The organism is Polynucleobacter sp. 35-46-11, assembly GCF_002281105.1.
Map to the genome: position 1 here is coordinate 1 of NZ_NCFJ01000313.1, position 3007 is coordinate 3007.

At 46.4% G+C, this 3007-nt stretch carries 4 protein-coding genes; all 4 read right to left on the bottom strand.

The features are described 5' to 3' along the window. On the bottom strand, window positions 1-490 hold a 490-nt coding region (locus B7Y67_RS14100; protein WP_293599188.1), incomplete at its 3' end, for a THUMP domain-containing protein. A 70-nt stretch (window positions 491-560) separates the two neighbouring features. After that, window positions 561-986, bottom strand: coding sequence for a CopD family protein (locus B7Y67_RS14105; RefSeq protein ID WP_215302482.1), 426 nt, complete (start codon window positions 984-986; stop codon window positions 561-563). 50 nt (window positions 987-1036) lie between these two features. Next, window positions 1037-2323, bottom strand: a complete 1287-nt coding sequence (locus B7Y67_RS14110) for a glutamate-5-semialdehyde dehydrogenase (RefSeq protein WP_293599189.1) — start codon at window positions 2321-2323, stop codon at window positions 1037-1039. Between the two features lie 33 nt (window positions 2324-2356). Continuing rightward, window positions 2357-3007, bottom strand: a 651-nt coding sequence (gene holA, locus B7Y67_RS14115; RefSeq protein WP_293599190.1) for a DNA polymerase III subunit delta, incomplete at its 5' end; no start/stop codon positions are given.

Sequence of the window (3007 nt, forward strand, 5' to 3'; positions counted from 1 at the left end):
AATAGATAGTGGCATGTGTTGCCGTCAAATGAGCCTGAACGCGCACATCAGGAAACGCAGTATCAATGCTTGGGCGGTCACCAGTGACATCACGCAGGCGATCCACAATCGCATCCTTGATCTTCAGGGTGGCGAAATTCAGGCTCTTAAGTGGGGAGCGATGAGCAGTCACATCCACCCGCAAAGTTTGCTTAGATGAGAACCACTCCTCCCAAGCCAAACCACTCGCCAGCTTATACAAATCCTCTTCCTGGCGGTATGGCGATTCTGCCATTTGCAGCAAGACGCGGCTTGCAATCCGCGAATGCAAGTTCAATGCCATCGCTGCAGAGATAGGGGCTGCCAAGCCTACTCCACCCGTTGGACTCGTCGGCGTTGGATCAATCACCCAAACACCCAAAGCCTTGCAGTCGGGGCGCTGCGCAATACTTGCTAGCTCTTGTGCAAGAGGCACTTCCAGTCCGCCTGGACAAACAACAAAAAATCTCATTGGGCTAGCAATCTAAAAAGGTGAAGTAAAAAATCATCAAAACAATTAAACAATTACTTAGGTATCAGCATTAAGGCTTGATCACGACTAAGGCTGTCACGATCAATAAAAGGATGACAGGCACTTCATTAAACCAGCGATACCAAACTCCAGAGCGGGCATTAACACCATTACGGAACTTTTTGAGCAAGCCCCAACAAGCATGGTGGTAACCAATAACCAAGATAACAAAGAAAAATTTGGCATGCATCCAAACCTCACCGGCACCAATCTTAAAATGCAGCCAAAGTGTCAGGCCCAACAAGACTGCAGGTACTGCCAAAATGGTCATAAAACGAAAGAGGCGATCAGCCATGCCGAGAAGACGTGCATAGACTTCAGGATTTTTCTCATCCGCTAGGTTCACAAAAATACGTGGGAGATAAAACAAGCCTGCAAACCAAGAGGCAATCAAAACAATGTGAAGTGTCTTAGTCCATAAATATGCATTACCCATGATGAATAGTCTCCGTTAGGTATTTTTTATCGTTCTTGAATCGGGATTGATTAAGTACGAATTTCGCCATGGCCCATGACGATGTATTTGAGGGAAGTCAAACCATCCAAACCTACAGGGCCACGAGCATGTAATTTGTCATTGGAAATGCCAATCTCCGCACCAAGTCCGTACTCAAAACCATCGGCAAAACGCGTGCTGGCATTGACCATTACGCTGGCACTATCGACTTCTCGCAAAAAACGATTCGCTTGAGCCTGATTGTTAGTAATGATGGCATCAGTATGTTTACTGCCATATTGCTCAATATGACCCATTGCCTCATCCATATCCGCAACCGTCTTAATCGACAAAATCGGCGCTAAATATTCTGTCTGCCAATCTTCTTCAGTGGCATTGACTAAGCCTCTAAAACCAGCCGCCTCAAGCGTATTTCGGGTTTGGTCATCAACACGTAATTCCACACCCTTGTCTTGGTAAATCTTACAAAGAGCTGGCAAAACTTGCGGCGCAATATTCTTGTTGACCAGGAGTGTTTCCATCGCATTGCAAGGCGCATAGCGTTGGGTCTTGGCGTTATCGCAAACCTTAATCGCCATCGCGATATCTGCGTCAGCATCAACATAGGTATGGCAGATGCCATCCAAATGCTTAATCATCGGCACGCGTGCTTCTGCCATCAATCGGGCAATTAAACTTTTGCCACCGCGTGGCACGATCACATCAATGTATTCGGTCATGGTGATCATTTCGCCAACAGCAGCGCGATCTGTAGTGGTCACAACTTGAACTGCATCCATTGGCAAATTAGCTGCATCCAAACCTTCTTGAATCAATTGCGCCAATAAGGCATTTGAGTCAATCGCCTCTGAGCCACCACGCAAAATCACTGCATTACCTGACTTTAAGCAAAGAGCTGCGGCATCAATTGTCACATTTGGACGAGACTCATAAATAATGCCAATCACACCGAGTGGAACACGCATCTGACCGAGTTCAATACCAGAGGCCTGTTTTTGCAATGGCGTTATTTTTCCAATCGGATCTTCCAAAGAAATAATTTGCTCTAAACCCAATGCCATAGACTCAATCGTCTTGGGAGTCATGGTGAGGCGGTCAATAAAGGCGGCGTCTTGCCCATTGGTTTTTGCGCGAGCAACATCAAGCGCATTCACACGCTGAATTTCTTCAGCACGCTCACGAACCAACTTGGCGATATGCAATAAGGCTTTATTTTTCTGTTCGCTAGATGCCCGCGCCATTGAGCGTGATGCCTGACGAGCACGTCGGCCAATATCTTGCATCATTTGCTGAATGGTATTTGTTGAATTACTCATATATTTACTATGTCAAAATTAATATTGATGTATCTAGCGCAATAGATTTCCCACTAAACGCAAACCATCCCAAGGATCTGCTGGTAATTCCGCCGCATGCAATCCTTTAGCCTGACGATCTAAACCTGCAGCTAGCTGCATTGCTCTGCGCAACCTTAAGGGCTGCACCCGCTTTAAAGCCTGAGGATATAAACGCTCTTTATTACCCCAAATGCGGTTAGCACGCATTAAGTTCTGCACAGATTCTCCAGCATCGCTTGCTGCCTTCAGTTTCGATAGTATCCGAAGCTCTTCAGTTACGCTCCACAGAATTAAAACTAAAGGCTCACCCTCACCCTTGAGGCCATCTAACATACGATTGAGTCGAGGCAGATCACCAGCCAACATTGCTTCAGTTAGCTCAAAAACGTTATAGCGAGCCACTTTCAAAATAGCTGACCTAATTTGGTCCTCAGTTAATACGCCTGCAGGATGCAATAAACCTAGCTTTTGAATTTCTTGATGGGCAGCAATCAGGTTTCCTTCTACTTGCTCAGCAATGAAAGCTAAAGCGCGCTGTCCATCTGGACCTGACTGCACTTCTTGACCCTGCTTCTTGAGTCGTCCCGCAATCCATTGCGGCAATTGCGTGCGATCCAAGGAATCCAACTGAATCGCCATACCTGCTTCATCCAAAGCAGTAAA